The sequence below is a fragment of the Pantoea sp. App145 genome (assembly GCF_047947045.1).
Classification (GTDB): domain Bacteria; phylum Pseudomonadota; class Gammaproteobacteria; order Enterobacterales; family Enterobacteriaceae; genus Pantoea.
Genome location: NZ_CP133292.1, coordinates 89,182 through 114,208 on the forward strand (window position 1 = coordinate 89,182; position 25,027 = coordinate 114,208).

Here is a 25,027-nt window from a genome sequence, read left to right on the forward strand (position 1 = left end):
ATCCTTAAATGATAAAATGTGGGCCGCCCAGCCCACATTACTTTTTTCCCTTGGCTGATTAGGATTATTACCTGCTTTACTCGCGCTGGCGCACATTGTAATGTTTCGGTTAGTGAAAGATTGAAGTATGACCGGTATAAACATAAATAGTCGGTGACCCCCCATGCACGCGCTGCTTACTTCTCTTAGGTTCCCCTCACCTTTTGACCAGGTTAAATCGTTAAGCCCATTTCAGGCCGATATCATAAAAACTATTGCCCTGGCAGCGATGTTAGCTGATCACATCAACACCATTTTATTAAATGGTCGCAGCGCGTTACTCTCGGCCATCGGCCATATTGCCTTTCCTTTATTTACCATTATCTGGGCCGCCAATCTGCCGGATGACGCCGTACGTCTGCGTCAGCGCGCCAGACGTCTCTGGTTATGGGCAATGGCAACCCAGCCGTTATTCTGGCTGGCGTTTATGATGAAAGGTCAATCCTGGCTGGCACTGAATATTTTGTTTGCCTATGCCGGTTGTACGCAGATGCTGAGCTGGGCGTCCCGCTGGGGAGTCAATGGCGCTATGGCCGGGCTGGCGGTGCTGCTGATGCTGGCGTGGCCACTGACACCGGCAAGCTATGGCATTCCCGGTGTGGTATTTTGCCTGCTGTGTATGGCCGCCCGCTGCATCAGTGCCGTGGCGGAAAGCCGGTTGTTTTTATTGCTGGTGCTGGCGGCGCTGGCCTGGCTGAATACGCCGGGCAGCGGCTATGAGAACACCTTCATGTATGATCTGCTACCCACGCTGGCGGTGCCGTTGCTGATTATCGCGGCAGTGGCCGCCCTGCCGCATATCTCGGCCACGCGACTATGGCCGCGGCGCTTCTTCTATCATGCTTATGCCGGACACCTTACCCTGCTCGGCGTGCTGGCGGTGATGCCGGTACGCGTTTAACGGCTGATCTCGCCACCGTACCCCGTCACCGTCAATGACTCCGCAGTGATATCCACTATCGCAAAAGGTGCAGCATCAGGGCCATCCAGCATCCCCTTCAGGGTGATAAATTCCGTATTACCGCTACGGGCATAACCACCGCGATGATCATGTCCGGCGAAACACGCGCGCACGCCGTAATCACTGAACAACTGCGCCAGCTGGGTGCCATTCCAAAGGATATGTTTCTTATGCGGTGCGAGAGGATAATGACCAAACACCACCACCTGCTCGCCACAGGCCTGCGCATCCTGCAATTGTTGTTCAATCCACTGCCACTGCTGGCTGCCTACTGCGCCATTCCACGGCTGCGCCTGGGGCTGTTCACGCGCCATTAAATCGGCCAGCCATAATTCGGCCTGCTGGCGTTCCTCACCCTGACAATAAAAGCTGATGTCATTACCGTCGTAAAACACAAAGCGCCAGCCCTGCAACAGGAAAGCGTAATAACTTTTCGGCAACGCCGCAGCGTCTTTGAGATGTCCGATGATGGTCTGGGCATCATGGTTACCTATTACCACCGCATGGGGGTGTTGCAGCGCCTGATAGAGCGGCAGCAACCTGGCATAGCTTTCCCAATCACGATCAACCAAATCGCCCAGCGTCACCACAAAATCCAGCGGCTGTTGGTTAAGTTGATCAATCACGCCAGGCAGTTTGTGCAACGCGTGACGATAGTAAAGGTTATTTTCGCAGTCCGTATCCACGTCGGCATACTGCGGATCGGCAATCAAACCAAAACGCAACCGGGTGGGATCCTGCATAGCCGGACGTAAGGCGGGCAGTTGATAAAGCTGACTGACGTCACCCAATAATTCACGCTGCTGCTGCGTGAAGGGAACAGGAAATGCCATGGGTATCACTCCTTAACGAATACCGGCGCGCATAAAGGACTGGATAAACTGGCGCTGGAACACCAAAAAAAGGATCAGCAACGGCAAGGTGGTCATCAGCGTCGCGGCCCCAATCAGCGCCCATTGCACACCCTGTTCAGGCGCGGAAAACAGTTGCAGACCCACGGTTAATGGCCGCACGTTGACGGAATCGGTGATGACCAGCGGCCAGAGGAAATCATTCCAGTGAAAGCTAATTGACACCAGCGCAAACGCGATATAAATCGGCTTCGCCAGCGGAATATAGATCTTGCGCAGGATATAGAAACGGCTGGCCCCTTCGATAATCGCTGCCTCTTCCAGCACCAGTGGAATACTTTTGAATGCCTGGCGCAGCAGGAAAATCGCAAACGCCGAAGCAAAATAGGGCAACGCAATGCCCGTCAGCGTGTCGCGCAGGCCCAGTGCGCCGATGGTTTTGTAGTTATTCAGGATCAGCACATCCGGGCTTATCATCAGTTGCAGCAGGATAAGAGCAAACAGCACGCCGGAATATTTCAGGCTGAAGCGTACCAGCGCGTAAGCCGCCATTGTCGCCAGCACCAGCTGGCATACCACAATCATCAGCACCAGCAGGATGGTGTTGAGAAAATAACGACCAAAAGGCGCGGCATGCCAGGCATTGACGAAGTTTTGCAGCGTCAGCGGTGAAAACAGTATGAAACTGCCCTGGTCGGACGCCGGATGGATTGCCGCCCACAAGGCCACCAGAATCGGTAAAAACCACAGCAGCGCGGCCAGCCAAATCGCCAGGTTGAGTAATCTCATTGGTAATGCGCTCGCTTATCCAGCAGGTTGAATTTGATCAGCGCAATAGATGCGAGGATCACCAGCAGCACCACCGTCATCGCGGCCGCCGCAGGCATGTCCCAGTAACTGAAAGCCGTACGGTAGATATAGAACAACAACAGGCTGCTGCTGTTATCGGGTCCGCCGTTGGTCATGGCGATCACCTGGTCCACAATGCGGAAGGCGTTCATTGATGCGTTGATCAACACAAACAAGGTGGTGGGCATCAGCAAAGGCCACTGCACACGACGGAAAAAGTACCCGCGCGATGCGCCCTCAATTTCAGCGGCTTCACTCAGTCGCGGGTCTATTTGCTGCAATGCGGCGAGATAGAAAATCATAAAAAATCCGGCTTCGCGCCATACCGATACCGCCATCAGGCAATACAGGGCGCTACCCGGCTCACCCAGCCAGTTCACCGCAGGCAGGGAAAACACCGCCAGCAGCTTATTCAGCAATCCGAGCTGTGGCGTATAAAAGAACAGCCATAAATTGGCGATGGCAATCATCGGCAACAGAGAAGGGATAAAGAAAGCGGCGCGCACCATGGCATTACCGCGCAGGTGGCGGTTAACCGCCAGCGCCATCATCAGCGACAGTACCACCGCCAGCGGAATGGTGATCACCGCATATAACAGGTTATTGAGCAGCGACTGGATAAACACATCGTCATCCAGCAGCGCGACATAATTGTCCAGCCCGACAAAGCGAGCTGGATGGCCATTACGCGCGGCACTGAACACGCTCTCCCACACCGTAGCCAGCGCTGGATAATGGGTAAACAACAGCAAAAAACCCAGCGCAGGTAATATCAGCAGGTAGCCATATAGCTGCAACGACCAGAATCTGGGGCGAGTGGCCGGTGCCATGGTGAGTAACGTGCTCATAATAGGGCGCTTACTGGTACGATTTTAACAGACGGTCGGCCTGCTTCTGCGCCGACTCCAGCGCCTCTGCCGGGGTCTTCGCCTGGGTCACAGCCGCTTCGATCGCATGGTTGAGCGCTTCCTGAATCTGCACGCTGTTGTAGGTCGATAACTCAGGCTGGGCATACTTCAGCTGCTCACGCGCCACCAGCGCCTGCGGAACGTCCTTCACATAATCCTTCATCACCGTGGTGTCCCAGGCGGCTGGCGAGGTGGCTACGTAACCGGTCGCAATACTCCAGCGCGCGGCCTGCTCAGGAGCAGAAACCCAGCGAATAAATTCCATGGCGGCTTTCTGCTGTTCCGGGGAGGCATTTTTGAACACATAAAGGTTGCCACCACCCGTTGGGCTACCGCGCTGAGTTTTCTCCGGCAGCATCGCGACACCGAACGGGAATTTGGCGTTTTCACGCACCCCGGTCAGGTTGCCGGTGGTGGTGACCATCATGGCGGTTTTGCCACTGATAAAGTCCTGTGGGGTGGTGCCCCAGGCAATAGCGCCCTTCGGTGACACGCCCTCTTTCTGGCCGAGATCGGTCAGCCATTGCAGCGTTTCGATATTGCCCGGTGTATTGAAGTTCACCGCCGTGCCTTTTCCGTTATCCAGACGGCCACCGTTGGTGGCTGACAGTCCCTGGAAGTTCCAGTAACCGTTTGGCGTAGATGGGATCTCGATCCCCCACTGGCTGACACCGTTATTATCTTTGATCACCAGCTTCTTACCAAAATCGACCACCTGCTGCCAGGTCGCAGGAGGCGTGTTGGCATCAAGACCGGCTTTTTCGAATGCCTGCTTGTTCCAGTACATCACCACCGTGGAGCGCTGGAATGGGATACCCCAGACTTTGCCATCAATGTGGCGCAGGAAGGCCGGGTAAAAACCGTCGATCCATTTTTTCCCTTCTGCATCATTCGCCAGATCGCTGGCGGCCACAATGGCACCGGCATCTATCAGCGAATAGGCTTCGATATCACCAATCACCGCCATCTGCGGTGCATTGCCACCGCGAAACGCCGTCAGCGCTTTGGTCACCGTCGTAGCATAGTCACCGGTATAAACCGGCTGAATACTGATTTCCGGATGAATTTTTTCAAAGTCGGCCACCAGCGTATCCACGGTGTGGCTGACCTTGCCGCCGACCGCAATCGGGTAATACATCTGCAGTTTGACCGCGTCAGCGGCAAAGGCGGTGGAAGCAGTACAAAGCAATAATGCTGAAGCCAGGCGTAAATGACGGATAGCAGACATGATTTTTCCCTGATCAAAAGATGAAGATTAAACAGCGTATTTTTTTCCGGATGCGAAAAGTTGTTGCTCAGCCGCTATGCAGCGCTTCCCCGTGACGGAGGAAAACAGGTATTGCTTCGAGGCAGACCATTGCAGCCCGACCCGGCTACCTTCGTCGAAGCGTTTCATACCCGGCACTTTAACGGTTAACGGCTCATTGATATCCGGCAGCGCACACACCAACAGGGTATCCGCTCCCATATATTCGTAACTGATTACCCGGGCGGTGAGCGCAGCATGGGCGATGTCGATAAGTTGAATGTCCTCAGCACGGATGCCAAGACTCAGGGCCGGTTCATCATCATCCAGCACCGGCCAGTTCATCTGGGATAAGTAATGGCTACTGCCCCGCCGCTGCAGCGGCAGAATGTTCATCGGCGGCGTACCAATAAATTGCGCTGCGAAGACACTGGCGGGGTTGTTGTAGAGATCATCCGGCGTGGCGTGCTGCTCGATACAGCCGTCGTTGAGCAGAATGATGCTGTCGGCCATGCTCATGGCTTCGGTCTGATCGTGCGTCACATACAGCATTGTCAGACCCAGCTTCTTCTGGAGTGCACGGATTTCCCGGCGCATGCTCTGGCGCAGCTTGGCGTCAAGGTTGGAAAGCGGTTCATCCATCAGACACAAGCTATGATTGGCAATCACCGCCCTGCCCAGCGCCACGCGCTGTTGCTGTCCGCCGGAAAGCTGTGATGGCTGGCGATCCAGCAGTTTGTCCAGTTCCATCAGCTTACTGACTTCCGCCAGTCGCGAGGCAAACGTCTGTTTATCTTCGCCACGCGCTTTCAGGCCAAACAACAGGTTTTCCCGCACGCTGAGATGCGGAAACAAAGCGTAGGACTGGAATACCATGGATAGCTTGCGCTGTGAGGGTGGCAAATGAGTAATCAGGGTATTACGGCAATGTATTTCGCCATGATCGGCGTTTTCCAGACCTGCGATGGTCCGCAACAACGTCGATTTGCCACAACCAGATGGCCCAAGTAACGCAACAAAAGTCCCTTCCTCAGCCGTAAAACTGATGTCATTCAGGGCAACTTTTTCGCCCCAGGCTTTGGTGATGTGATGAAGAGAAAGGTAGCTCATGCGCCCTCTGGCCTGGAATCAGAATGGCGGTAAGTTAGCTGGGGATAATGAAGGAATTATTTAAGTTGAATGACGTTTAAGTGATGTAGTACCAAACAGCACCTTTCTGGTAATACAAATTAATTGTCTGACTGAACGCTTCAACCATCATAAATTTTGATTCATATAAATTTCGTATAACAATAGCGTGAAAAATGCGTTTCACCGAAAAACTGGATTCCTCGCTTTTCATGATGTTAGTTAATCATGTAACAAAACGTAATAAGCGTTCAATCACAAAACATACAAAATAATTACACATTTCCGGATGCCTAAGTCATCCTACCACTTCCCCATACCTCAGAGATAATAACAATGAAAAACACATACTACATCAGCATATCTAAAACTCATGATAACCATATTCTCCATAACGCTACCTGCCGTATTTATAGCGAAAATAAAGAGGATATGATTCTGATTGGCCGTTATGAACAGCTCGTCATTGCGTTAGGTATTTCGAGGAATAATTTCAGAAAAGTTATCCCCTGTGCGCAATGTATTTTAAAAAGGCGTCACTACAATATTTCCAGACCCAGAATTACGCCAGTACCGGTCAGACATTTCCCAGAGTAGAACGTTAAAATATGAACGCCCTGCCAGAGACAGGGCGTTCATCATTATCACCGACACTCACGCCAAAAGGCGTAACTGCAGGCCATAATGGTCAGGATATAAGCCAGTGCATTAATCAGCCAGTGTGGGGTGACAATTCTTCCCACCAGGCTGAAAAAACCCTCTGCATACAGCGGCATATCACCTGTTTTCGCAGCAATAAAATAAAGTACCCCCAGAATCACCAATTTCGCGATTAACCACGCCACCACGGGGATGACAAGGATAACTCCTTTATTGCTGCTTACCCGTTCACTTAATATCACATAGCACACCAACGGCATCAGCGCTGGAATGATGGCAATCATACTATTCGCCAGCAGTTGCAGCATTGGAACGCCGAACTGCTGGTGAACCTGCCACCATTGAGCGAAGTCGGAAGGCAGCGTGCAATACAACAGCAAAAAGCAAACGGTCCCCCATATCAGAGCGGGCATAAACGTTTTGTCCATAATCACTTCCTCTGTGTTATCACTGCTTTTACCGGCAGCACCTTCCTCCATGCAACATTGTGCGACAACCTGAAATCCGCGCGCCGCCGGAAGTCACTGGCACCGCGACTTCGTTTCCAGAATGGCTCCCGCCGCCTTGTCCAGGTCGAATAAAACCAGAAAGCTTACTCTCACGAGACTGGCTTCACCTGACAAGGCTGGCTGAACAATCTCAGATGACGAGGCCGGGAACCGCTTGCCAGTGTACGCTATTTTGCTTTCCGCAGACCATATGACTTATCTTGCCGGTATTGCTATCTCTACCATGTCCTTCGTTCTCCAGACATTCCCATAAAGGGAATTCTGTCGTCTTTTTTCGGCTGCGTTACTGGCTTGCTGGCAGGTATCTCTCCCGGCTTCGCAGCTGGCGTGCGGGCACGAATCCCTCTCAACTGCGTAGTTGGATCGGTGGTAAGCATCTCTCTCAACCGCGCACCGGACTTAGCGGCAAGCATCTCTCTCAACTTTATGAGCCCAGGCTTACTCAGTTTAATATCTCTCGAGTCGAGAATGTTTTCATTCCCTCGTAATACCGCAAGATTCTTTGCAAGCCCGGTATCACCAAACAGTTTAAGATAATCATCAACGTCAATGCCATGGCTCTTCAAACGGTTAATTAAACGTGGGGGTAGTGGTCTGACCTCACTCCCGATCATTTCACTTTCCATTTTCCGCATAAAGGCAATGGTTTGTTCCGGCGTACTGTCTGTACCTAGCTCATTTTCAGCTTTTAATGTCCAATATAGCCAGTCCACTTCAGCTTTGGTCACGGTCCTCCATTTCAACTCTTCCAGATACTTGTTGTTATCATCAACTTCAGGGCTGGCAAGTACAAACTTCCTGATATCTTCAGGCAGATCAACTTCGATATTTTCATCTATTGACTTATTGAGATCACCTATTAACTTACTGACATCTTCAGGCAGGTCAACTTCGCTATTTTCATATTTTTGCTTCCTGAGATCATCTAACTTCTTTATCATGTCAGGAGTCTCAGCCCTTCTTTTTTGAGCAACAATCATGTCCTCTATTTCTTTGAGGTGACTTTTATTTATATCAATTTCTGCCTTGTTAAGGTGATTTTCATCACCACTTACTCTGGCATTATCTTTCGCAACCACTGAGTCCCCCTTCTCCTGCAGATAGTTATCAATATTCACACCACGCGCTCTTAAATATTGAATTAAAGAAGAGGGAAGATTAACCTTCTCCCCTGGCTCAGTCTCGCTTTCCATTTTGCGTACAAATGCAGCGAGTTCTTCATACGTACTTTTGGGAGATAACTCAACTTCAGCTTCTAACATCCAGCGCAGCGATTTCAATTGCGCATCGCTGAGATTTTTATGTCTGAGATGTTCCAGAAAGAGTTCACCATCACTGGTTGCCTGACCTTGTTTAATGAAGTCGGTAATATCATGTGGCAGACGATAGCCAACACCTGGCGTTTTCTTAAGAGACTTCATTCTCTCAATCATTATACTGATTTTATACTGCCTGACTTTTTGCTCAATTTTTGTTCTGAGTAATCTGGCCCCATCCACATTAATGTCAACCTCTTCAACATTAAGTTCGCCTGTCGCGTTCATTGCCGCCTCTATTGAAGACGGTGTACCATATTTATGAGCAATAGCGTCAATATTTATGCCATTATTCCTCAGAGAATTGATTGTCGCCGGACTTAATCGCCTTGGGGTGCCACTGTTTATCAGTGACTGAACCTCATCTTTAGGTCCCTGCACGTTTTTCTCAAGGAGTTTAAGACGGGCCATCACAGCCAGATCACTGAATTGATGTTTATCCAGGGTACGATCAGATAACAATAAATTTCGATCTAGCTGTGGAAGTCCTTTTTGACTTGCTGCCTTACGGGCAGGTCCGTCGTCGCCATGAGTACGGAGATAATCCTTAACCTTTATGCCATTTTTCTCAAGTATTTGCTGCAACTCATCTGGTACGGTGGTTTTTTCATCGCCACTCAAAGACCATCTTATTTCATCAAGTAATTTTAGAGCGCCGCTAATATCTGAAGGTTTCAGCTTTTTAACTTCCGCTATGAATTTTAATCTTTTTAGCTCAGTGTGATTCAACCGTGCACGCTCAGATTTCTGCGCGTATGGGGTTTGCGGGTTATTATCATCATCGATAGCATTTCCTGACAGGTAATCATCTATATCAATCCCCGCATCGCGAAAATCTTTTAATAAACTGTATGGAATCTGGATGGTTTGATCACCCGTGATTTTACTCTCCAGCTCCTCCAGTTTATCGATCATTCTCTCAAGGCGCTGAGACTGGGCCCATTTTTTATAAGCTTTCGAGAAATCACCCCAAAGCTCATTAACCCCGTGCTGGTCATATTCTACCTGGCTATAGTCCGTAACGCCGTTGACGGTGGCATTTTCGATGGAAGTTCTTTTACCATGCTTATCCAGTATTCTTTTATAATCTATGCCCAAATCTTCCAGGTTTTTCAGGGTTCTTGCTGATAGTTTATTATATCTGAGCTCATCAAATCCCTTATTAAGATCATTCCTGGTCTGAGCCCATAGCATTTCAGTTTTTGCTTTATCCCCTCCGACACCGGAAGATGAAGTCAGCGTGTCCTCTGTGGGAGCTGACGCCAGCTCAGCATTTGAAAAGGGAGTATCGGGCCTCGTAGTATCTACTATGGACAACCCCATCCAGTCATAGGCCTTATCAGCCCCTTGATTGAAAACCTTGCCCACATCCCCAGACCAGGTTGTTGAACGTTGATACCAGGTCAGTCCGCTTTTTGTCAGTTTATTAACACCCTTTGGCAAGTTATCCATCGTCTTGCCGACCGTTCCATCGGCAAAACCACCCGTAAAGACATCTCTGATGGTTTGGTTGCGGATATTCCGCAGGGTTACCGTGTCATCAGCCGGTGTAATAATGTATTTTACAATTCCCTTTCCTGTGGTTATTATTGCGGAAGCAAGCATTCCCATTGGCGTAGATTTAGGCATGCCCGTCATACCCAACGCCATACCAATATATCCTGCGACACTATCAATAGCTTTATAAGCGTTTTCGCGATTTTCCTTATTTACATCAGCCACCACCCGGTCGTATTCTCTCTCCTGGGCATTAAAATACCTGTCTGCCAGTTTTGTATCGTAATGACCGGATGGATCCATGATTACTTTTGGGGTTCTCTGAACTGAGGCTTTTTCCCTGTCACCCAAAACCAGACGGCGGGAAATAAATTACTGAGTCTCTTCATCAGGTTTAAATGCGTAGCGGGTATCACCATCCGTTTTTTCACCAAGTTCACGAGTGGCCTTAACCCGTTTGAAGTTGCCATCATAATCCATAACTAATATATGTGTTTCATTCTCCGGGGTGCCAGGTACAACCAGGGCGATAAGGTCCGGCACCGGTTGTCCATTGTATCTCAGAGTAATAACACCGCTGGTGTCACCGTTTAAGTAGCCTTTTATCGTCGTTTTTTCGGTTTCGGAAAGATTGTTTTCCGACGAACCGAGTGCATTGGTAAAACCAAGCTTAAATACGTTGCGGTAAAGTGTTGCCAGTTCCGGCATTCGTGCTCGCATTCCAGTCATATGATTCGTCCATGCCTTACGCAGCCTGGTATATGAACGCTGAGAATGATTTATATCATCAGGTGTAAGAGGAGTAATTATAAAAGGTGTTTCCTTGTTTATCTTATACGGCTTATGTCCAAAAAGATCCCTGCGGAAAGCTTCGCTGGTATCAGTTGAATCACGCTTACCCGTGCCACCTTCCCACAATATCTTTACATCATCAGTAACACCGTTACCGGTATAGACGTCAATCACGCGCTTGCGATCAAAAGTGGGCGGTTTTGTTTTATAATTAACAGTATCCACATAGCTATAGGGTGAGGTTATTTTTCCATGTCCATCAGGATGCCTGTCTATGACCTTCTGAATATCTTTCTCAATAAATGTTCTGACTTTGGTGCTATTGCGGACGTCCATACCGATTTGCGTATCGTTATATTCCTCTTCGGTTATTGTGAATTCGATGTCGTCGGTACTGTCAACAGGCGAGTTCTGGCTGGCATCTACCAGAGCATCGTCCTCTGCCTCTGCAACTGCCGGCGAGCCGGTTACCGCTGGCTGTACGGCACTGGCATCCGATGCGGCCTGTTCCATGGCGGGCGGTGTACTTCGTTTGACATGCCTCTTTTCCTGCGGCTCCGCTATCCGGTTAGTTTCTGTCGGGCGGCTATTACCCACCGGAATTCTCTCCGCTTCACCCGCCTTTCCTTCAGCACTGGCGGCTGACTGCGCAGCACTGGTTTCTGCAGCCTTATGCAGCGCATTCACTCCTGCCACTCCGGCTGCGACCATACCCTGAGAACCTGACTCGATTCCAACGTCCCCAGGCAGACCACCACAGGTATCCTTCAACACCTTCCGGAAACCCTCCTGCCTGATTTTGTCCACCACAAAACCGCCCTTCACGACGGCTTTCACCGCCGAAGGCGTAAATAAACTCACTGTCTGTTCCACTATCCCGTACACCAGCCGGTTTTCCACCGCATCTAAATCAGCGGCCCGGACAAACTGCGCCGGCGTACACGCGCTCTCCAGCCTTCCCCTGTCCGTGACAAAGCGGTCAATTTCTTTCGCTATCCTGTAGCCGAAACCCAGTATCTTCGCCCCCTGGAACGTGCCCCCCAGCAGGCTCTTCGCTGTCTGACCAAACAGCGTCTGTACCATCCTTTTCGCAAACGCCCCTGACACTGCCCCGGACGACTTTTTCGTCATCTTCTGCACCCAGCCCTCCAGGTGGGCCGCCGCTTTTTCCGGCGTCTCCGCTGCCAGGTTCGCCTTCATCTCCAGCAGCACGCCCTCCCGCCTGACACGATCTATAAACGCTTTGCCCTCCGGGTCCTTCTCCGTTTTAAAAACGTCACCCAGCTCATCAACCACCCTGTCGAACAGCGACAGCAGATGCGCCCGCTCCTCCGCGCTTGCTGCCTCCGGGATCTGCGCTTTACTGGCGTGCAGCACCCCGGCAATATACTTCACCAGCTTCGCATCCTTCGAAAACAGGTTAATCTGCTTGTGAGTGATTTCTGCCACTTCGGCCGACAGCTTTTTCATCGCCGCGTCGGTAGCCCGCAGGCATTTCATAATGGCTCGCTGGGCATTTTTGTAATCTTTCTTACCGCGCAGCGCTGAGGCCGGTATCCCGCTGTTTCCGCCCGGATTAACCAGCTGCTCCATCTCCCGGCTCATCTCCGCCATCGCATCCCGGCACCGTTTTGCCGAAGCGCGGCAGAGGGTACGTATGACCCCGATGCTGTTCTGGTGCTGCCGCATGAGGAAGGTTTTCTGCATATCGCCCAGCTCACGCTCCGTCATCTCCATCACCCGCCCCAGCGTCTCTATCTGCTGCTCTGCCGCCATCCGTTTCTTATCCAGCTCGGCCAGCTTTGCTTCCTGGTACTGATGCAACGTTTCCTTGCGCTGATCCGGTGTCAGTATGTTGCCGCGATCACGCAGCTCTCTTTTCACCTGCGGCTTCTTCTCTGACGCCGACATTGACGCTTCGGCAAGATCTTCCATCGCACGGTGAACATTCAGCATCATACCCAGCGGGCTGGATACCACCCCTCTGATTTGCGAATGAAAGTCGCTGTGCTGGGCCGGGTTCAGTCCGTGCGCCATGCCCGTCTGGGCGGCACGCCAAGGACTCCATCATCATTCTTTCAATCGTCGCTTTGCTCCAGGTGTACTCGACAATGTGCTGCTGGCGGGAGGTTGCCCGTTCGCTTTCCGTCACCAGGCTGTTGGCACGCGGAGCACAGGACATCGCGGTTCCCACATGTACAAAACGTTTAAGTCCACTGACCCGGCTCATCCGGCTGGCGAACTTAAAGGTGCCTTCCACGTTTACCTTCCAGATCCAGGGATTGTTCCCGAACGATGCCACAGCGGCGCAATTCAGGACGTGAGTAACATCATCAAGCCGGGGATCCGCTGTAAAATGCTCTGGTTCGGAGAGATCGCCAGGCAGGATTTGTTGAGGTGTCAGAGAGTCCAGCAGAATGCTATTCAGCCCGAACTTCGCCAGATTTTTTTTAACCCGCTCCAGCCCCTCTTCAGGCGTTTCTCCCCTGACAAGCAGCAGCAGATTATTTATTTGACCTTTCTTTAACAGATTACCTGTTACCGCGCCGCCAAGAAAACCTGTTGCGCCCGTGATTAATATTTTTTGCATGGATGTAATCTAATGATGATGTGTAAACAGTGGCTATTCCGGCCACGTTATTCCATCAAGATTAAATGGCAGTTAAATAGATAATTCATTGAAAAAAATCGTCATAGGCAGTGAACTTTATCAGAAAACTCAATTCACCCCGATAAAGACGTGGGATAAGAAAATATTATCCCTTATCACTTTCATTTAGATGCAATTATTCATACCTCTGAAACACCTTAATAACAGCATCGGTATGACTCTGTACTAACTTGCACCGCTACGATTCTCATTCTTATTACTATCATTCTGTCGTGCTACAGGAAAATTCAAAGAAAACCTGGGAAAATTATCGACGCAATACATTGCGCGTTTTGGAGGGAGAAATGACGGGGTCGGGCGCGTCAGTACGTAAGGCGGCAATCTATGATGCAGCACCCCTCTCAACTATGGATACCGCCATGACCAACCGCAGAATAATTGCCATCGCCGCCTTATCTTTCATCTTCACCGGCCCCGCGCTGGCAACCCCGACATTCACACTGACCAGCCCGCAGGTAAAACAGGGACATTTCGCCAGCGACCAGTTGCTCAGCGCAGCCTATGGTTTTGGTTGCCAGGGTAATAACCATTCACCAGTCCTGAACTGGCAGGGAGCGCCCGCTGGCACGCGCAGTTTTGCGCTGCAGATTTACGACCGTGATGCACCCACCGGCATGGGATGGGTTCACTGGCAGGTGGTGAATATACCGGGGAATGCCACCTCATTGGCCGGCGGCATCGCGACGAATAACCAGGGATTACCCGGTTCAGCGATACAAACCCGCACCGACTTCGGCATGCCGGGTTATGGCGGCCCTTGCCCACCGCTGGGCACCCGCCATCGCTATGTGATCACCCTGACGGCGCTGAAAACCGATAAGCTGCCCAATGTAAACGCTGACTCGACGCCAGCACTGGTGGGATATATGACCCATGCCTTGTCGCTCGGCAGCGCGCGTCTGGAAATCACGCAGAGCCGTTAAGCTAGCGCCATCTTCGCGTGGATCTGTCCGGGATTAAACCCGAAACGGGAGCGGAAACGCACGGTAAATTTAGACGGACTTTCGTAGCCGACGGCTAGCGCGACCTGTGTTACCGAAAGGTCCGTCACCTGCAACAGCGTCAGGGCATGGCACATGCGCACCTCGGTAAGCAATTGCTGAAAAGCCGCGTTTTCCATGCTGAGCCTGCGCCGGAAGGTGGCTTCCGACATAGCAAAATGTTGTGCCACCTCCGCCGCGAGCCACTCCCGTGCCGGATCCCCCGCCACCAACTTTCTGACTTTCAGGCTGAGTTTCTCAGTCTTCGCCGGAGCCAGCCGGACACCAAAATCCTCCAGCCACAGCGTCATCTCCTCCATCCGTTTGGCGGCGACCCGCGCCGGTACGCCAGTGCTGTCAATAATGGCCGCTGCGGTGTGATCAAAGGCGGAGCGAAAGCTGTCGCTGAGGTTATACAGCGCATGGGGCATTGCTGCCGATAACGAACCGGGGAAACTCAGCCAGTCGGCTGCATAGGTTCCGGTATGCGCAGAAAGGATATTGGTGACATCAAGTGGGCAAGCCGCCGTCACCAGCACCGCGTCACCAGCAGTGAGCAGCAGGTCGTGATGCTCCCAACTGACTCTTTTACTGCCCTGCCGCACCAGAATCAGCGCCGTGTCATCCAGCACAAGGCTGCGGGTGAGCAACGTCTGGGTCTGAATGACGCTGGCAGTGCTGCCAATCTGGTCACGGTGCCATATTTTTCGTTGTGTTTTTTGAGGGTCCATAGTGTGGTTCAGTTCGTCACATGATGGGTTAACACTAATCCAGCCTGATATTTTGCGATTTTATATGCTGCCAGAAGCGCTCTGCCGCAAGATTTAGCCTCGCTCCCGAACGATAAACATATGCCGAAATCGGCAACGACAGTGAACCATCCATAATGGCCAGCTTACCTTCTCGTAATTCCCGCTGAATCGAATACTGCGGTAACCACCCCACCCCATGACCGTTTACGATCATCCGTTTGAGCAGCTCACTCATGGAAGACACAAAGCTGAGCGTAAAGGTATTCTCGGGAATTTTATCGATGACCTGATTAACCTGGCGCCCCATATAGCTGTCGTTGGCATATTTCATCAGCGGCAAAACATCGCCATTCAGACTGAATAAGGATCTGCCATCGACATCACAGGGGCTGACCAGATGAAGGAAGGAATCAAAAACCTTATGATGAATAAAGGGATAATTCATAAACTCTTCGTTGTAGAAGGTCAGAATAAAGTCGCTTTTTCCTTCTTTCAGGTTATAAACCGCCTCGTCAACGTTGATCGACTCAACATAATGAATTCTTTCAGCGCTATCGGTGTATCCGGCGATCAGGTTAGGCAGCAGCAGTACGGAAAGTGAGGGGGCGGCATCGAACTTAATACTTTGCCGAAAGTTATCCAGCCCTTTGATTCGATTCAGCTGGTAGTCCATATCATCCAGCATGTTGCGGGCGTAACCGACAAAACTCTTCCCCTGCCGGGTAAGTTGCAGTGGATTGACGCTGCGATCGAAGATGGCAAAGCCGATGGCAGACTCAAGTGATTGAATCCGCCGGCTAAATGAAGACTGGGAAATGTTTCTTTTTTCCGCCGCTAAGGTAAAGCTGCGGGTCTCTTCCAGAGCAATGACGTCATAAAACCATTTAACTTCAAGATTACTAACCACAGTGCGGAATCTCACAAAACCATAACCGGCGCTATGCAAATTATGCATGGCATATAGAAATTATGCAATCATTGCATCTGAATGATGGTGCTAGTATCCAGAACAGTTGATTAACTGATTTCCGCAAACTCATTAACAGCTCAGTTAACTATCACGCTCAACAACCGGTCGCAGTTAATGCAACCCAATACTCAGCCAGCTATCAGTCAGGTATAACATGTCCAGCACTGCGATGATTAAAACTGCCCTGTCAGATTTAGGGATCACCGACGTTTCTGAAGTGATCTATAACCCGGATTATGATCTGCTTATCGAGCATGAAACTTCATCTGAACTCAGTGGCTATGAGCGCGGAATGATGACTGCATCCGGTGCCGTCGCAGTTGATACCGGCGAGTTCACCGGCCGTTCTCCGAAAGATAAATATATTGTCCGCGACGAGCTGACGCAGGCTAGCGTGTGGTGGTCTGACGCCGGTACCGGCCGCAATGATAACAAACCCCTGTCCCCTTCGGTCTGGGCTGAATTACGCCATCTGGTCTCAAACCAGTTATCCGGTAAAAAACTGTATGTCGTCGATGCCTGGTGTGGAGCAAGCACCGACTCACGCCTGGCGGTACGCTTTATTACCGAGGTTGCCTGGCAGGCGCACTTCGTGAAAAACATGTTCATTCCGCCGCTGGCTGAAGAACTGGAGAATTTCACACCTGATTTTATCGTGATGAACGGTTCCAAATGCACTAATCAGAACTGGCAGGCACAGGGCCTGAACTCTGAGAATTTCGTCGCCTTTAACCTGTCCGAGAAGATGCAACTGATCGGTGGCACCTGGTACGGCGGTGAAATGAAGAAAGGTTTATTCTCAGTGATGAACTATTTCCTGCCGCAGCGGGGCATTGCTTCAATGCACTGCTCAGCCAACCGTGGAGCAGCGGGCGATGTCGCGCTGTTTTTCGGTCTCTCAGGAACCGGCAAAACCACCCTTTCTACTGATCCACAGCGTGAGCTGATCGGTGACGATGAACACGGCTGGGACCATGAAGGCGTGTTTAACTTTGAAGGGGGTTGCTACGCCAAAACCATCAATCTGAGTGAAGCCGCTGAGCCAGAGATCTACCGCGCCATTCGCCGCGATGCGCTGCTGGAGAATGTGGTAGTCAGAGCTGACGGCAGCGTTGATTACGCTGATGGGCACAAAACCGAAAACACCCGTGTCTCCTACCCGCTGTCGCATATTGAGAATATCGTCAAGCCGGTATCGCGTGCCGGAAATCCGTCTAAAGTGATTTTCCTCGCGGCTGACGCTTTTGGCGTATTACCGCCGGTATCGCGCCTGACGACTGACCAGATGAAGTATCACTTCCTGTCTGGATTTACCTCGAAACTGGCGGGCACCGAACGCGGCATTACCCGACCCACTCCGACGTTTTCAGCCTGCTATGGCGCGGCATTCCTGATGCTGCATCCGACCCAGTACGCTGAAGTGCTGGCGGAGAAAATGGCCGAAACGGGTGCAGAAGCCTGGTTGGTCAACACCGGCTGGAATGGTGCCGGTGAGCGACTTTCACTGCGTGATACGCGTAATATCATTCGTGGCATTTTGAATGACACTATTGTGCTCGGCGATAACACGCTGCCGGTATTTGGGCTGCTGATCCCGGATGCGGTGCCGGAAGTGCAAACCAGCCTGCTCGATCCGCGTAATGGCTGGGGATCTGAAGAAAAATGGCAGGAAGAAGCGACCAAACTGGGCCGCCTGTTTGTGACGAACTTCAGTCAGTACGCAGAAACGCCGGAAGGCGCGCGCATCGCCCTGGCAGGGCCTGATGTTGCCAGCGAATAACGGCTAAGCACGCATGCCTCCCCGGTGTTCAGTGGGGAGGCCATTTGCACGCATCACAGCAGTGTCGTATGTATATCGACCCAGCTATCAGCAGGAATATCAGCATAGTCACCGGCAACCGGGGTCACAGTACCTTCCGCACTGTTATAGGTGTACTTCAGCGACCTGACACCAATCACAAGAGTATTTGAAGCGTCCGACTCGATGGCTGCCACCAGATGTTGCATTCCTCCTCCGCCCGCAATCATCGGATTGCTGATTCTCCAGGCGGAATTTTTCCTGATTGCGGATGCGCCTGTGACTTTATATTTCCCCGTCGATTCCTTTGTCACCGCAATTTGACCTGACTGCGCATAACCGCGATTAATCGCACTAAAATTATCGTTTTGTTTAAAGCCATCCTGCACCGGCGATCGGGTTGCTGCCGGTATCGCATCACAAATGCGGATCACCGCTCCCAGCGTCTTCACGACGCGCCCGTCGTTAAGTGGAACATAGGTATTTGATGTTAATGAATTTGCCGTTTCCACATACACAATGCCATCAGGCTCACTGGTGACGTGCTCATCACCTGAACTGTTAATAAAGACTTTATCCACACCCGAATTTGCGGCATCGGTATAACGCAGTGGTATGAACGTCGCACCTTCATTGCGTGCGGCAATTTTTGCATACACGATGAGCATGTTGTTCGGAACATCATACACATAGCCAAATTGCGTCAGGTCTGCAATGCCATGTCGTGAGTCGGAAGGATCGCGCAGGTTCGTAATACGCAACACATGCTTTGCGGTAGCTGCATTCAGAGACGAAACCAGAACATCATTGCACTGGATAAGATAGGTATAGATTGATTCTGATAACGTCCCGCCGGAGATATAAAACCCGGTGAAGTTGGGGCCTGAGCTCCTGATACCGGTCTTAATCGCGAATAATTTGACCCAAAAAGGCTGACTGTTCCAGCCAGTGGGATAGACACTGCCCTTCCTCAACGGCGCGATTAAATCATTATCCGTTAATGCGCGTGGAGCAACCACCCCGGCCCCGCCATAAGGTACACCGTAATCGGTATATTGCCCGGGACCGGCAATATACATGTCAGCAGAGCCGTCGGATTTGGGGAGAAAAATCAACGATGAATGCAGCGTATCATCCTCTGCACCGGCAAAAGGTAATCGCAATATGCTGCCATTCCATGCGGCAACACCTTGCCCATAGGGTTCAGTGAACGGAATCGCCACTCTGGCCGCAGTGGGTCGTCCTTCTTTTGTCGCATAGGTCTGCATACGACCGCGTTCATCAATAATTAAAGCCGCCCGGTTGTCCGGGCCGCCAAAAGTCATTCCGGCGATGCCTTTTGGGTCCGAAGCGCCCTGCACAATATCGAACTGGCCGCGTTGTTTTACCCGATCAAACACCGAGGCTAAACCATTGCCAACGATCGCCTTCCCTTCACCGCTAAAAACATCAGCCATTGGTTCTGCTTTGGTAGCGAGAGGAATGCCCGACGCCGGATGAGTTGTTGACTGGCCCTCAGCGGAAGCTGCCGCCGGACTTCGGGTTGAGAACAGCGTAAGAAGTGCTGAAGGAAGGATCCAGTGTAAAAGATTTCTGCGTGATATCGTCATAATTAATCACTGCCTATGCTGGTCATATTAAAAAACTCTACAGCACAAAAAAAGAGTCCCGGACATCATTATTATCGACCGCTGGTTACTGCTGCCAGCCAATGTTATTGCCTGTTTTTCCCCATATATCCACACTGGTGTTGGCCGTACCTTTTTTTAACGCCGGAGAATCACTGGCGAGCTGAAGGATATTTTTTGCCTCTTTTATTCCCGCAGGAGGGACCAGGGGTACAGTGAATCTGAATTTAGGATCGACATAATGTAAATCACGGGTTAAAACCCCCGGTAAGGCTGCTGACGCGGCGTCCGGCCAGGCTTCTGAGAAGAAAATACAATTTTTAAAAGCGTATTTGGTCAGTAAACTGCCAAACGTCGCAACATGCTCTGGGCTGATAAGATCTGAATTATCCCGATGCTTCCAGTAGAAAATACAATTCTCCAGGGTTAACGCTATGGCCGCCGGGTTATCCTCTTTACGTGGATTACAATAAAGAACATGGTCATTGGCCTGAGAAACGGTGTCGATAAACAGGCAGTTACGCACCACGTTATTATAGCAGTAGCGGAAACAGCAGGCTTTTTTCCAGTAAATATCAGAGGTCCGTTGCGTTCGCGCTACCCCATCATTGTACGAGACAATATATTCAATCACGTTATCGACACAGCCTACACCATAGGTATGGTAGAGAGTGTAGGTATCTTCACTGAGTGGTTTGTAGCCGTTAGCATGGTACCAGCTATTAGAAAACGGCCCCTGAACCAGCATAAACGGCTTGGCATTATTGGTCAGGTAGCCCCAGCGTAACAGGCAATTATTGCAATGGTAATCCAAATCCAGTGCGTAACGATCAGGAGCTGCCGGACCAGAACCATGCACCTCAAAATTCTGACCGGTGGCATAAGCGCACATGGTCATCCATAACGGAACATCAGCACGGGCTGTGGTCCAGGCCTGTGGATCTTTAACCGGGTTATAAACATTAGTGCGGTAAGAAGAATAATAAATATTATCCCAACCCGATTCCCATTCATCACCACGAACATCACGGTTTTTATTTTTACTGGCGGCACCGGAAAGTAAAACGCCGTAGTTGACGATATTAGTGAATGAAACATCAAGGATACGCACCCCATAACTCTTGCGCTGGTCGCCATAATAGGTTGCAGGATCGGAAAGATTGGGGTTACCACGAAAAAATATGCCACAGTTGATGTGATCACCGTAAATATCATGAAGGAAGATTTTATGGGCAATATTTGTCTTGTCTCTGACTGCCAGATGAATGCAGGCGACTTCTTTAGTGGGTGCCGATCCAGAAATTGCGGCGGGATCACCGATAAAATTAATATGGTGAATTTCCAGATTGCATATCCCGTTTTCGTCTCCCCGCACCGTGCCATACAGATAGCCTCCGGTATGCTGTTCGCCAGGCGGCGAGGAGAGCTGTAACGAATTGATATTAAAGTTCTGGAAAGTCGTGTCGGTATGACGTGTGGCGGCGTCTTTAGGATACCAGATCGGCCAGGCACCTTCTCCATAAGACGTCAGGACACTTTGTGTACCCGAACGATTCAGGAAAAAGGCGAGTTTGTTCTGGCTAAGATAGGACCAGTTAAAACGCGTACCACATTTGATTGCAACGGTAACAGGATGGGTGACACCGGAGGCGATGACTTCATCCATCGAACGAAAGGGATGCTCCCGACTCCCATCACCACGGGCAGTCGATGAGGGATCAACATAGATATACTTCATTCTGAAATACCCTGATAATGAGCGGGCCAGGATGCCAGCCCTTTACTATTTATTGGATCAGTTTTTCGAAGAACTCATAAGGAATGCCTGATGATATTTTCCTGGTAAAGACACAGCCTGAAGCTTTGATCCTTTCAAGGTCACTACTATCAAGAGTTCTTGGATAATCCGGTCCGGTTGTCCAGTCGATATATCTCAATGCATCATTCAGTTTATTTTCGTCATGATAATTATCGGTCACACCGATCTCCTTAAGAGCAGTATGAAAGAAAACCTCATCAGAAATAAAAGAATGATGAAACAAATCACGATACCAGTCATTGGCATTAATAAAAGCCATTAAAGCCTGTAACGTTTTCTGGTTCAATGAAATCCAGTTAGTCCCTTTGTAAAACTGCGCTACCTTATGTGCATCCTGTTTAAAACGCCTGCTGACATAAAATGGCATAATAAGTCTGAACATTCGAGTCTTCACCTTTTCAGGAAGGCTTTTATCTTTCTTATAGAAATAGTATGGGTAGTCATACCTGACCCGGAGCAGAGGATCAACATAAGTATTGCGTTTATCCTGATAGTGGATCAGATTCCTCATTTCAATGGAAGATAACAAATCATTGATTTCCTGATTGGTCATACATGGGAGGTCATCTCCCGAAATTAAAAACATATAATCAAAATTAAAATTTAATGCTTCATTGAAAGTTTTAATCGTCGAGTCAACGAGACTGTATCCTCCCCAGGATATATCAACACGATCTCTGACAAAAAAAACATTCTTCGCGGTCAAAACTTGAAATTCATCCATCGAAGACTTAGCATCCACATGGATCAAAATGACATTTTCTTCAAAAGAAGATAAGTAATTCACCGTATATAAAAGTGGATTGGTTATTTTATGGCAAAGAATACAAAATATTTTCTTCATTCTTTACTCTCCTAAAGTTGAAACAGCTCATTTTAATGAATTCAATCAACAGGATAAGCAACACTTCATATCAGGCTACACGAATGTTCTCAGGTTGATATTTCCGGGTTTTGATAAAAGGCTTTTGCGCTATCACGTAGCGATCGTCGGCAACACTGGTCATCACTATGGCACCGGCACCTATCACCACATTATGGCCGATCTCAATATCATCACCGAGAATACAGGAGTTAACCCCCATCGAGACATTATCACCGATAATAAAGTGCTCGGGGTAGGACAACCGATTCCCTCCCACGGTACAACATTGTCTGATATTGAAGTTCTTGCCAATAACACATCCGCTATTGATGACAACCGAGTAGGCATGCCAGATAACAAATCCATGACCAATTTTTGTCCGATATGAGATTTCAATCCCAAACATAAATTCATTAAAAAACTTATGCATGATAACAAAAAACAATGTTATCGGATAAAACACCGCCACACGCCGGGCATGTAAAGAGGCCAGCCGATACAGCAATACAACCAGCTTTGACTTGATACCTGGATTCATTTTAATTTCTGACAATGTCAGTTTCATGCTGCGAAAAATATTCATCATTACTCACCTGATCCAGAGTTATAGTTAATCCTGATTTGTTTATTGTTAAGAAAACCAAGAAAATTGATCTGAAATGTTCTGACATGGAGTCTGAAGACAATCCCATTTCTGAAAAAATAGTTGAAGATAGTCAGAGAAATAAGTTCTGTTAATAATGTCGCTAACGCTGCACCGTAGATGCCATAGAACCAGATAAGCGGAAAATTCAAAGCCATACTGGTAAACAGTACCAACAGTGTTTTCTTGGACAAAAATGCGTAGCCCGAATACTTCGCGATAAATCGTCCTGACACGGTCCCCAATGCTGACAGCATAGTCGAGCCAAAAATAATCAACAACGGAATATAGGCAGCCTCGTATTTTTCGCCATAGAAATAATCGATGAAGTAGCGACCAAAAAAGAATGACACGATAAAAACAGGTAATGATAAAGCAATAACCGTGATATTAAGCCTGGCCGTTTTGTTCAATGCTTCCTCTTCATCATTTTCTGAAAAAATTGCAGGAAATGCAGAAGTTGTAAAGGCATTGAACACAAATGACCATGCACCTGCAAGAGTGGCAGCAACTGAGAACACCCCTACACTCCCATGACCTTTCATAAATTCCAGCCCCATCATCGAGAGCCGCGTATAGAGTGCAACCGAGATTGAGGAAATAACAAACGCCATACCGGAATAAAAAAGGTATTTTGCATAACGCATCTGATTTCGCCAGACCACCGTTGGCCGGTCAATTTCCAGATGGAAAAGGAATCGACGCAATATAAAAGGTATCAGGCCTGTCAGGATTATCGGTACACATAACCAGACTGGATCCATTTCCAGCCAGGCAATCCCCCAGCGGCAAAGCAGGCTCACCACCAGACCAATCACATTGATCAAGGTGTTCTTTTTTGACTCCAGCTTTGCATCAAAGAACAGGTTATAAACATCCAGCGTGGTGAATAAGCAGGCCAGACAACATGCAAAGACAAAATAGATGCCCTCTTCACCCAATCGCCACCAGGTAAATGCAATGAAGGGAATACAGAGCACAGCAAAAATCAACAACCTGAACCAGGCTGTGGTGAGTGTGATCTTGATCCCCGACTGCTGGTTCCTGCTCATCCTTTTGAAAATGATGACATCACTGCCCATCTGGGCAACAATTTGCGTTATCTGGAAAATTGAAGTCGCGAACGCGATCTCTCCAAATATCTCTGGCCCTACATATTTTGCTACGAAGGACGTAACGAAAATCAGGCCAAATACAGCTATCAGCTTTTCTGAGATAATCCAGAAAGCATTAGTGACTACTCGCCTGTTCACAGCAATCTCCTGTAAGAGCAAAACTGTTTCACGTCAAAAATAAATATGGTGGGATGGCAAGGAAACGGTTAAATTTTCACTCTATCAACACGATAAAGAAAGTTAAGGAATTTCTCTGGTGCAACCCGGGTAGAAACCCGGACAAGAAAAGCAGCAAGGTTGTTAACTATCGAGACCGTCTTCAGTTGTCTTTTCAGATTAAAGAGAGACGCTTCACTCTTAATGTAGTTAAAACCCCGGCGTTTCTTTAACATGCCAGAGCCGACACGAACATTCAACAAAATATCTGTTAAATTATGTGTTGCAAAATTCCCTGCGATTATTCTTAACCAGAGATTGTAGTCCTCCATAAATAAATGATGACGATAGCCTCCGACCTGCTCAACTACCGACTTTTTAAAAATCACACTCATATGATTGAATGGGTTTTTGAGTCTTGAAAAGCGTTTAATATCCGTATGATTTTCAGGGAGACGTTTAAGTCGCTGCTGGCCGATTTCATCAAACTCAATAACCGCAGCTCCCAGTAAGGCAATTTCAGAATTTTCCTCCATAAACTTCATCTGTCGCTGAAAACGTTCCGGAAGACAGATATCATCCGTATCCATACGCGCGATGTATTCGCAGGAGCAGTGTTTCATTCCTTCGGCCAGCGCCAGTCCTAAACCGATATTCTTTTCCAGTTGTACCCGTTGAACGGAGAGTTTACTTTCCCACCGTGTCACCACTTCCTCCAGTACATTATCAATAGGGCCATCGATAACCAGAATAATTTCCTTAGGCTGAAGCGTTTGCTGCTCCAGGCTAAGAAAACAACTTTCCAGATTTTCTGGTGTTTCCTTAAAGTATAAGGACATCAATACAGAGAATGGTTGTTGTAACATACGTCACC

At 49.3% G+C, this 25,027-nt stretch carries 20 protein-coding genes; 3 read left to right on the forward strand and 17 right to left on the reverse strand.

Annotated features, from left to right (window positions below; genetic code table 11):
- The first annotated feature begins 268 nt into the window (after positions 1–268).
- Entirely contained in the window at positions 269–940 is a 672-nt protein-coding gene (locus RCF31_RS23260) for a TraX family protein (protein ID WP_416414043.1), read from the forward strand.
- Here RCF31_RS23260 and RCF31_RS23265 read toward each other — a convergent pair.
- The 9 genes from RCF31_RS23265 to RCF31_RS23305 all read right to left on the reverse strand — a co-directional run bounded on the left by RCF31_RS23265 (position 937) and on the right by RCF31_RS23305 (position 13,346).
- A complete protein-coding gene (locus RCF31_RS23265) occupies positions 937–1,833 on the reverse strand; it encodes a metallophosphoesterase (protein ID WP_416414044.1) in 897 nt (298 codons plus the stop codon). The two genes, RCF31_RS23260 and RCF31_RS23265, sit on opposite strands and share 4 nt — an antisense overlap.
- A 12-nt stretch (positions 1,834–1,845) precedes the next feature.
- Complete coding sequence (locus RCF31_RS23270) at positions 1,846–2,640, reverse strand: carbohydrate ABC transporter permease (protein WP_416414045.1); 795 nt, start codon at positions 2,638–2,640, stop codon at positions 1,846–1,848.
- On the reverse strand, positions 2,637–3,548 hold the full coding sequence (locus RCF31_RS23275) for a carbohydrate ABC transporter permease (RefSeq protein WP_299456655.1): 912 nt from the start codon (positions 3,546–3,548) through the stop codon (positions 2,637–2,639). Before RCF31_RS23275 ends, RCF31_RS23270 begins: the two co-directional genes overlap by 4 nt.
- Before the next feature lie 10 nt (positions 3,549–3,558).
- On the reverse strand, positions 3,559–4,836 hold the full coding sequence (locus RCF31_RS23280; RefSeq protein ID WP_416414046.1) for an ABC transporter substrate-binding protein: 1,278 nt from the start codon (positions 4,834–4,836) through the stop codon (positions 3,559–3,561).
- A gap of 27 nt (positions 4,837–4,863) precedes the next feature.
- Positions 4,864–5,964: an ABC transporter ATP-binding protein gene (locus RCF31_RS23285; protein WP_416414047.1), complete on the reverse strand. Its 1,101-nt coding sequence runs from the start codon at positions 5,962–5,964 to the stop codon at positions 4,864–4,866.
- 662 nt (positions 5,965–6,626) lie between these two features.
- On the reverse strand, positions 6,627–7,070 hold the full coding sequence (locus RCF31_RS23290) for a hypothetical protein (RefSeq protein ID WP_416414048.1): 444 nt from the start codon (positions 7,068–7,070) through the stop codon (positions 6,627–6,629).
- A 299-nt stretch (positions 7,071–7,369) separates the two neighbouring features.
- Positions 7,370–10,267 (reverse strand): hypothetical protein, encoded by a 2,898-nt coding sequence (locus RCF31_RS23295; protein WP_416414049.1) that lies wholly within the window; start codon positions 10,265–10,267, stop codon positions 7,370–7,372.
- 69 nt (positions 10,268–10,336) lie between these two features.
- Positions 10,337–12,691: a hypothetical protein gene (locus RCF31_RS23300; protein WP_416414051.1), complete on the reverse strand. Its 2,355-nt coding sequence runs from the start codon at positions 12,689–12,691 to the stop codon at positions 10,337–10,339.
- A complete protein-coding gene (locus tag RCF31_RS23305) occupies positions 12,621–13,346 on the reverse strand; it encodes an SDR family oxidoreductase (RefSeq protein WP_416414052.1) in 726 nt (241 codons plus the stop codon). The genes RCF31_RS23300 and RCF31_RS23305 overlap by 71 nt, the downstream gene beginning before the upstream one ends.
- Positions 13,347–13,786: 440 nt before the next feature.
- Between RCF31_RS23305 and RCF31_RS23310 the strand changes: the two genes are divergently transcribed.
- Complete coding sequence (locus RCF31_RS23310; protein WP_416414156.1) at positions 13,787–14,350, forward strand: YbhB/YbcL family Raf kinase inhibitor-like protein; 564 nt, start codon at positions 13,787–13,789, stop codon at positions 14,348–14,350.
- Here RCF31_RS23310 and RCF31_RS23315 read toward each other — a convergent pair.
- Complete coding sequence (locus RCF31_RS23315) at positions 14,347–15,138, reverse strand: helix-turn-helix transcriptional regulator (protein WP_416414053.1); 792 nt, start codon at positions 15,136–15,138, stop codon at positions 14,347–14,349. The two genes, RCF31_RS23310 and RCF31_RS23315, sit on opposite strands and share 4 nt — an antisense overlap.
- A gap of 34 nt (positions 15,139–15,172) precedes the next feature.
- Positions 15,173–16,066 (reverse strand): LysR family transcriptional regulator, encoded by an 894-nt coding sequence (locus RCF31_RS23320; protein WP_416414157.1) that lies wholly within the window; start codon positions 16,064–16,066, stop codon positions 15,173–15,175.
- A gap of 217 nt (positions 16,067–16,283) precedes the next feature.
- On the opposite strand from RCF31_RS23320, the gene pckA reads away from it, so the two are divergent.
- Positions 16,284–17,909 (forward strand): phosphoenolpyruvate carboxykinase (ATP), encoded by a 1,626-nt coding sequence (pckA, locus tag RCF31_RS23325; RefSeq protein ID WP_416414054.1) that lies wholly within the window; start codon positions 16,284–16,286, stop codon positions 17,907–17,909.
- Between the two features lie 53 nt (positions 17,910–17,962).
- On the opposite strand, the gene RCF31_RS23330 is transcribed toward pckA, so the two are convergent.
- The 6 genes from RCF31_RS23330 to RCF31_RS23355 form a co-directional block, all read right to left on the reverse strand.
- Complete coding sequence (locus RCF31_RS23330) at positions 17,963–19,384, reverse strand: hypothetical protein (RefSeq protein WP_416414055.1); 1,422 nt, start codon at positions 19,382–19,384, stop codon at positions 17,963–17,965.
- Positions 19,385–19,622: 238 nt separating this feature from the next.
- On the reverse strand, positions 19,623–21,293 hold the full coding sequence (locus tag RCF31_RS23335) for a hypothetical protein (RefSeq protein ID WP_416414057.1): 1,671 nt from the start codon (positions 21,291–21,293) through the stop codon (positions 19,623–19,625).
- 49 nt (positions 21,294–21,342) lie between these two features.
- Positions 21,343–22,218: a beta-1,6-N-acetylglucosaminyltransferase gene (locus RCF31_RS23340; protein ID WP_416414058.1), complete on the reverse strand. Its 876-nt coding sequence runs from the start codon at positions 22,216–22,218 to the stop codon at positions 21,343–21,345.
- 70 nt (positions 22,219–22,288) lie between these two features.
- Positions 22,289–22,825 (reverse strand): serine acetyltransferase, encoded by a 537-nt coding sequence (locus tag RCF31_RS23345; RefSeq protein ID WP_416414059.1) that lies wholly within the window; start codon positions 22,823–22,825, stop codon positions 22,289–22,291.
- Complete coding sequence (locus RCF31_RS23350) at positions 22,825–24,135, reverse strand: flippase (RefSeq protein WP_416414061.1); 1,311 nt, start codon at positions 24,133–24,135, stop codon at positions 22,825–22,827. Before RCF31_RS23350 ends, RCF31_RS23345 begins: the two co-directional genes overlap by 1 nt.
- Before the next feature lie 68 nt (positions 24,136–24,203).
- A complete protein-coding gene (locus RCF31_RS23355; RefSeq protein ID WP_416414062.1) occupies positions 24,204–25,019 on the reverse strand; it encodes a glycosyltransferase in 816 nt (271 codons plus the stop codon).
- Positions 25,020–25,027 lie beyond the last annotated feature (8 nt).

What these genes read in the sequence shown, in the direction of transcription:
- RCF31_RS23355 (WP_416414062.1), bottom strand. Translation starts at nt 25,019, where the DNA reads ATGTTACAACAACCATTCTCTGTATTGATGTCCTTATACTTTAAGGAA.
- RCF31_RS23315 (WP_416414053.1), bottom strand. Translation starts at nt 15,138, where the DNA reads ATGGACCCTCAAAAAACACAACGAAAAATATGGCACCGTGACCAGATT.
- RCF31_RS23275 (WP_299456655.1), bottom strand. Translation starts at nt 3,548, where the DNA reads ATGAGCACGTTACTCACCATGGCACCGGCCACTCGCCCCAGATTCTGG.
- RCF31_RS23265 (WP_416414044.1), bottom strand. Translation starts at nt 1,833, where the DNA reads ATGGCATTTCCTGTTCCCTTCACGCAGCAGCAGCGTGAATTATTGGGT.
- RCF31_RS23340 (WP_416414058.1), bottom strand. Translation starts at nt 22,218, where the DNA reads ATGAAGAAAATATTTTGTATTCTTTGCCATAAAATAACCAATCCACTT.
- RCF31_RS23295 (WP_416414049.1), bottom strand. Translation starts at nt 10,267, where the DNA reads ATGGATCCATCCGGTCATTACGATACAAAACTGGCAGACAGGTATTTT.
- RCF31_RS23280 (WP_416414046.1), bottom strand. Translation starts at nt 4,836, where the DNA reads ATGTCTGCTATCCGTCATTTACGCCTGGCTTCAGCATTATTGCTTTGT.
- pckA (WP_416414054.1), top strand. Translation starts at nt 16,284, where the DNA reads ATGTCCAGCACTGCGATGATTAAAACTGCCCTGTCAGATTTAGGGATC.
- RCF31_RS23330 (WP_416414055.1), bottom strand. Translation starts at nt 19,384, where the DNA reads ATGGCTGATGTTTTTAGCGGTGAAGGGAAGGCGATCGTTGGCAATGGT.
- RCF31_RS23300 (WP_416414051.1), bottom strand. Translation starts at nt 12,691, where the DNA reads ATGGAAGATCTTGCCGAAGCGTCAATGTCGGCGTCAGAGAAGAAGCCG.
- RCF31_RS23290 (WP_416414048.1), bottom strand. Translation starts at nt 7,070, where the DNA reads ATGGACAAAACGTTTATGCCCGCTCTGATATGGGGGACCGTTTGCTTT.
- RCF31_RS23335 (WP_416414057.1), bottom strand. Translation starts at nt 21,293, where the DNA reads ATGAAGTATATCTATGTTGATCCCTCATCGACTGCCCGTGGTGATGGG.
- RCF31_RS23345 (WP_416414059.1), bottom strand. Translation starts at nt 22,825, where the DNA reads ATGATGAATATTTTTCGCAGCATGAAACTGACATTGTCAGAAATTAAA.
- RCF31_RS23270 (WP_416414045.1), bottom strand. Translation starts at nt 2,640, where the DNA reads ATGAGATTACTCAACCTGGCGATTTGGCTGGCCGCGCTGCTGTGGTTT.
- RCF31_RS23260 (WP_416414043.1), top strand. Translation starts at nt 269, where the DNA reads ATGTTAGCTGATCACATCAACACCATTTTATTAAATGGTCGCAGCGCG.
- RCF31_RS23285 (WP_416414047.1), bottom strand. Translation starts at nt 5,964, where the DNA reads ATGAGCTACCTTTCTCTTCATCACATCACCAAAGCCTGGGGCGAAAAA.
- RCF31_RS23310 (WP_416414156.1), top strand. Translation starts at nt 13,787, where the DNA reads ATGACCAACCGCAGAATAATTGCCATCGCCGCCTTATCTTTCATCTTC.
- RCF31_RS23305 (WP_416414052.1), bottom strand. Translation starts at nt 13,346, where the DNA reads ATGCAAAAAATATTAATCACGGGCGCAACAGGTTTTCTTGGCGGCGCG.